Raw genomic sequence first — 6,726 nt, 5'->3', positions numbered from 1 at the left:
CTTGCCCGGACGAACGGGCTCTACGCCCATCTCTGGCAGTTGCAGACGGGGCTCAATCAGCCATGAACCCTGTCATCCGCCCTCCGAAACGACCGGGAAAGCCGCTGCGTCGCGGCAGGATCGAAAACGAATTCCTGCCGGCGGCGCTTGAGATCCTCGAGACGCCGGCCTCGCCTGTTCGTACCGCCTTCATCTGGTTCATCGCGGTCGTCGTGGTGGTCACGCTTGCCTGGAGCTATCTTGGTACCTTCGATATAGTCTCCACAGCGCAGGGCAAGATCCAGCCGACCGGCCGCGTCAAGGTCATCCAGTCGATCGAGGTCGGCAAGGTCAGGTCCATCCCGGTCATCAATGGCTCAAGGGTGAAGGCCGGCGACATCGTCGTTCAGCTCGACGATATCGAGCTCAGGTCAGACGAAGAGGCGATTGCGGTCAATCTGCAGGCCTATCGGGCTGAGATGGTCCGGCGCAGGGCCGTGCTTTCAACGGTTCAACAGTGGCAGGAGCAGGGTATCTGGACGAGCGAAAAACAGATCCCGGATGCCCCGCTCGATCTTGCGTCCGATATCTCGTCAAGCATTCGCGAGCGCGAGCAGTCGAGCTTCAAGGCCGACCTCTCCCAGCTTGCCGCGAGCCTTACCAATATCGCCGCCCAGCATCAGCAGGCTCAAGCGACCGTCGCCAGGCTGCAGCAGACAATGGCAGCACAGCATCGGCTGGTCGATACGCTCAACGAACGGGTCGCTATCCGCGCGACACTGGTGGGTCAGGATGCCGGCTCCAAGGCAGGAGTGATCGATGCGAAGGAGACGAGCCAGAAGGAGGAAGCAACGCTCGCAGAGGAGACCGGCCAGCTCGAGGAAGCCAAGGCATCGCTTGCCGTGACATCAAGCGATGGCGAAAAGACGCTTCGCACCTTCATTGCCGACAATGTCGAGAAAGCTGGTGAAGCGTCGCGACAGGCGGACGAACTCGAACGGCAGCTCGTCAAGGCGCGCGAGCGGCGGGCATCCATGACGATCGCAAGCCCGATCGACGGTACCGTCCAGTCGTCCTCGATCAATACCGTGGGACAGGTGGTCACGACGGGCGTCGAACTCATGCGCATCGTGCCCGACAATTCGACGCTGGAGGTGGAAGCCTACCTTCCCAATAGCGATATCGGTTTCGTCTCTGTCGGGCAGGCGGCCGTGGTCAAGGTCGAGGCATTTCCATTCACGCGCTATGGCGTGATCCGTGGTCATGTCACGGCTGTTGCAAGGGACGCGATCCCGGAACCAGATGCCAACCAGGTGGAAGGCGACCCGACGAAGCAATTGCAGGCGACCGTGCCGACGACCAATGTCCAGCGCGTACAGAACCTGGTCTTTCCCGTCACCGTGGAATTGGACGCCGGCACCATGAGCGTCGACGGCCATATCGTGCCGCTCTCACCGGGCATGGCCGCCACTGCCGAGATCAAGACGGGCAAACGTCGCATTCTCGAATACCTGTTCTCGCCGATTGTGGAGGTGACTTCGCAAGCGATGCAGGAGAGATAGTGGAGGAACTATGCGAATGACTGGAGCCTGGCGATTTGTGGCGCAACTGCAGCGCCCACTGACATATGTCCTGATCTTTCTTGTGTCGCTGGTGATGGGAGTAGCCAGCGCTGAGGCAGGGACAATCGGAGCTGACAACCGGAAAGCCATCAATGACTATGCTGCATCGCATGGCATGACACCGGACGCTGCTCGAAAGAAGTTTGGCGCAAGCGGCAGGATCATGTGTCCCTTCAATGAGGCCAGCGCCTTCCTGCTCTATAAGCCCGATATCGTTGTCACGGCACGGCATGCCCTCTATCCCAAAAACGCCAAGGTAATCTATGCAGGGCCAATGTCGATCATGCGCTGTGGGTTCGAAGTGAGCGACGGCAAAGGATCCACGTGGCATAAGGTTGATGTCGCATCGTTCGTTCATCCGAGCAAAGGTCTTAAATCCTGGGACGATCCCTATGATTGGGTCGTGATGCGGCTGTCCGAACCCGTGACAGAGTTCGAACCATACCGCCTGCCTTCAAAACCTGTTTCTGTCGGCGACAAGATCATAAGTGCCTCCATCCGTCAGGCGCACTTCCTTCCCGACGATTGGAACGAGCGTGTTCTTGGAGACTGCCGTATCCGATCGGTCGAAAATATTGAGAAGATCCCGGCAAGCGGTCTTCGCACGGACTGCTCCTCCGACATAGGAGCCTCCGGCAGCCCGATATTGAGAGAAGGGCCGGAGGGCCTGGAGGCTATTGGCATCACCACATCAGGCACGGGTTCATGCCGGAAGTTCGATCGCAGGCGTTGCTATAATTTTGCCGTTGGGCTGGACCCCGAGATCATCGAAGCCGTCCACAAGCTTGCGGGAGAATAGGCGGTCGAAAGGTCGTAGCCGAATGGAAAGCCGTCATGTCCGAGGGGCGGCCGTCGAGATCGAGGTCGCTCAGCGATTGGATCTGCGAATATCTGCTGCCGGCGCTGTAGGGGTGATCTAGTAGGCGATGCAGTGGCGATGGAGAGCTCTTGAGGGGGTATATTATCGATGATGCATGACCACGATCTGATCTCGCTGGACGGCTTCGCCGTGGATCCACAACTGCCGCGGACAATGGAAATTGCCTACGACAAAGGCAGGGTCTTCTGGTTATCGCTCATTGCCTTCGGGATGGCCGCTGCCAGTGCGGAAGTATCATTTTTACCAGACAGGCCTGGACGCCCGCACCTGAGCGCAATCTTCTGTTGGTCAGGTGCTGCCCTTTTCGGCGCTTGCGCAGTCCTATTGCTCGCAAGAGCCATACGGCGCAAGCCCGGTCTCGTCCTATCCAAGGATGGCATCTATGTCGAATCCCATTCCGACGAGACGATACCCTGGCGGTCTGTTCGCAATATCCGCAGGTATCAGCGCAAACGTACCGACCAACTCTATATCGATCTGGATCCCGTGGCGGCACGAGCCCTGACGAGACGCGGGCTCGTTCGCTGGCTGCCCAAATTTTTGCAAGGGCGAGCTACTCCGGCTGTCATTTCGTTGAAGCTGCTGCGAGCCGATCCTGATTGGATATACGATCGAAGCGCTGAGTTTCTCGCGAAGGATCGTGAGCAGCAGGCTTTAACAGACGGAGGACTTGCAGTCGCTTCTGAGACGGATGATAGCGAAGAACCGGTCTTCAATCTCAAGGGGCCGCCTGTCTTCACCTATGCTCTGATCGCTATTCTTGTCGCCATCTATATCGTAGAGCTTAAATTTGGGGTCATTCCGGCAAAGGGCGATACGCCCGACACCCAGACTTTATTGGTGCTTGGCGGCACCCTTCGTCAACGGATCCTGCACTATGGCGAATGGTGGCGACTGGTGACGGCTGCTTTGTTGCACGGTAGTTTGATCCATCTTGCCTTCAATTGTTTTGCCTTGTGGCGGGCAGGGATCCTGCTTGAGCGCCTGATCGGCTGGCGCTGGTTTGCCGCTCTGTTTTGCGTGAGCGCGGTGGGCGGTTCTGCGGCTTCGCTTCTGATCAACCCCGACAACATTGTCGGCGTCGGAGCATCCGGCGGGATCATCGGCTTGTTCGCGGCCGTCATGGTGGCTAGCTATCATTTTCCCTCCGGCCCGTTACCAGAGATTTTAAGGATGGGCGCGATACAGATCCTCGTACCTTCCATCCTGCCGCTCGTCGGCCAGACCGCCGGTGGCATGAACATCGACTATGCAGCCCATCTTGGCGGAGCGGTTGCGGGAGGGATCGTCTCCCTCTGTTTGCTGAAGGCCTGGCCACGCACACAGCTACATCCGCGCTTCAGTGTGGCTGCTCTCATCGCCAGCATTGGCTTCGCAATCATCGCGGCAGGATCGATCTGGCCTATCAGCCAGCTAAGGGCTGGCTATCTCGCGGATCCATTTATTCAATATTTTCAGGGGCAATATCAACGCGCGGCGGATGACTTCGAAGCAAGGGTTGCTCTGAACCCAGATGCTGCACCGTATTACCATCTCTGGCGCTTCCTCGCGCAAACACGAGGCAACGACAGCCAAGCAGCATCGAACCTCCGAATAGCGGCCGGCAAGCTGGATCAAAGCAAGTGGCCCTATCCCGTCTATCAGCTCTTCCTTGGAGAATTGACGCCGTCCGAGGTCACGGCAAAAGCCACAAACAACGACAGTCTTTGTGAGGCCATATTCTATGTTGGCGAATGGCACCTATTGCGCGGGCAGACCGCAGAGGCCATTCCAAAGTTCAATGCGGCCCTCTTTTCATGTCCAAAAACATTCATGGAGTATGAGGGCGCGCAAGGTGAATTGGTGCAGCTTAGTCGGCATTGAGACAACGCGTTTATTGGGGACGCGTCCGGTGTCCCGCCAAGCTTCGAAATTAATGCGAACTCAGGTAGCGGCTTACAGATTTGCCTCAAGAGCCACAATCCAGCTTTGGATCTTAGGCCGCAGCTGTCTGTCAGTAGGATTGGCCAAACTGGTGTGGCAATCGCTTTTAGGGATAAGGCTTATTTCAATGGATGGTGGCTTGTTTTGGAAATTCCCCGACGCGCGTGGCAAACAGGCGATCGCGCGCGCTGCTCAAGCGCTTCTTTGCGCTACAAGCCTGCTGCTGATCCTTGGCGACGTGGCCCGTGCCGACCAGTCTCCCGAGCGGGTCGAGAGACTGCGTTACGAGGTCTCAAAGGACTACTCCTACAAGCTGACGATGGTCATCGACTCCTTCGTGCAAAAGCAGGCACAGGTGAAGGATGCATCACAACTGGCGATGACCTATGATCCCCGGAACGTTTCCTTCCGCTTCGTAAGCGGCTGGGTCGAAGACGCCGATGGGGTTCGTCATAAGCCGGCTGCTGACGCCATTTTTACCCGCCCCAGTGCCGCCTCGCGCGATGCGCCCGGATTTGTGTCGTCGGTGACCACGACGGTCGTCATGCCGAAGGTTACGATTGGAAGCCACGTCCACTACGAGATTGAAGAGACGGCGCCCAAGATGCCGCTGACGGGCTTCAATCCGATTGCGTGGCTCAATCCGTTCCAAAATGCCAGCGAGCACGTCGTGATCGATATTCCCGCCGCTCTTCCGCTTGCGGTCGCCAGCCAAGGCGGCTTTGTCGTTTCCGACACCTCGACCAACGGCATGCGCCATATCGTTGCGGATGTGCGTTTACAAGGCGTCTCGGCAAGAGATAAGGAACAACATATGGCCGCGCTTGCAGAGTTCGAGCCGCTGTTTCTCGCTACATCCTTGCACAATTACGAGGAGCTTGGCTTACTCTACTATCGCTTGAACAAGGATAAATCCGTCGTTACGCCCGAAATCGATGCGCTCGCCAAGCGCCTCGTCGGCGATCGCAAAGGGATCGATGCGGCTCGAGCGATTTACGACTGGACGGCTCGGAACATCCGCTATCTCGCGGTCTACATGAGCAATGATGCCGGTTGGGAATCCCATTCGGCGGCAACGGTCTTGAAAAACGGGTACGGTGACTGCAAAGACCATGTCACGTTGATGCAGGCACTGCTTAAGGCGGCAGGTATTCGCTCCGAGGCCGCCCTTGTCGACTGGAGCGACCGCGCCAAGCCGCTTCCTCTCTGGTCGCCAGACGAGATCAACCATGCGATCGTCTATCTGCCAGACTTCGACATGTTCGCCAATCCGACGAGCCCGTTCACGCCGTTCGGCGTGCTTGACCAGGGACTAAGCGGCAAACTTGCCATCATCGCCGACGCGCACGGCGAGGTGCGTCACACGCCGGAAATCACGCCTGAAACCGCACAATTCGTCACGGAAGGCACGATTCACATCGCCTCAGACGGAACCGTGACCGGCGAGGCGACGGCGACGATGTCACCAAGCATCGAGGAGTCTCTTCGATCCGTTCTGCAGGACCCCGATGAAAATAACCGGCGCATGGATCGCAAACTCCGCGGGACGGCCGAAGGCGGCTTTGGTCGATTGGATACGACCGACGCTTACGATACGGATCGTCCGTTTAAATTGACGATGGATTGGCATAGCCCTTATGGAATCAATCCCGAAGCGGGGGCCCTCGTTTTGCCGTCACCGCCGAATTTCGACTCGATGGATGCGTTGAGAGCATTTCTAAGCAGGGACGGCCAGCGGCGTACGCCCCTGGCGCTGCCTGTTCGGGATCTCAATTGGAACTACCGCGTGACCCTCCCGCCGGAGTTCAAGATTGCGACCGTCCCCAAGAATGTCGACGTTCAAAATGACGTCGGCTCTTACGCTTCTATCTATGAGAGAAAGGATGACCAGCTTATCGTTCACCGCCGATTGGTCCTGAAGCTCAAGGAAGTGGCGGCCGGATCTTATAAGGACCTTGAGCGGCTGATCTACGCTGCCCAGAACGATTTCACCGCCATTGTCACCACGAGCGATACGCGGACCAATCCCGGTCCCAAAGAGGTGAATGTCGATAACGGCAAAAGCCATTCATGATCTAAGCGTATCCTTTGGCCGACTGTCCGCGCACTGGCAATCTGGCAAAGCCGAGGGAGAAGTCAATGAACGGCATCGTGCGGTTCGCGCATGTTTTCCATAGCCGCAGGCCGGCTCTCCAATTTCGGCCTCAAGTCTGTCAGTTCGCACACAGGGTCTCTGACAGCTTCCAAGGAATTCAGATAGATGGCCGCTTGTGAAAACGGGGTTTCGGTTCTGATCCCTTCAAGAGGACTTAAACTCATTCT

Annotated in this window: 4 protein-coding genes; all 4 read left to right on the top strand. The window is 57.6% G+C overall.

Going from position 1 to position 6,726, the window contains the following annotated elements; translation table 11 throughout:
- Positions 1-1,541: HlyD family type I secretion periplasmic adaptor subunit (locus tag FHX05_RS28855; RefSeq protein WP_348648357.1), on the top strand; the 1,541-nt coding region annotated here is incomplete at its 5' end.
- A gap of 16 nt (positions 1,542-1,557) precedes the next feature.
- On the top strand, positions 1,558-2,400 hold the full coding sequence (locus FHX05_RS28850) for a serine protease (RefSeq protein ID WP_183876201.1): 843 nt from the start codon (positions 1,558-1,560) through the stop codon (positions 2,398-2,400).
- 168 nt (positions 2,401-2,568) lie between these two features.
- On the top strand, positions 2,569-4,344 hold the full coding sequence (locus FHX05_RS28845; protein WP_246699154.1) for a rhomboid family intramembrane serine protease: 1,776 nt from the start codon (positions 2,569-2,571) through the stop codon (positions 4,342-4,344).
- Positions 4,345-4,372: 28 nt separating this feature from the next.
- Positions 4,373-6,478: a DUF3857 domain-containing protein gene (locus FHX05_RS28840; RefSeq protein WP_183876199.1), complete on the top strand. Its 2,106-nt coding sequence runs from the start codon at positions 4,373-4,375 to the stop codon at positions 6,476-6,478.
- The last annotated feature ends 248 nt before the right edge of the window (positions 6,479-6,726 follow it).

This window comes from Rhizobium sp. BK491, assembly GCF_014194925.1.
GTDB lineage: Bacteria > Pseudomonadota > Alphaproteobacteria > Rhizobiales > Rhizobiaceae > Rhizobium.
The sequence above is the reverse complement of the archived record's forward strand: the minus strand, read 5'-3'. Positions and strand labels throughout refer to the sequence as shown.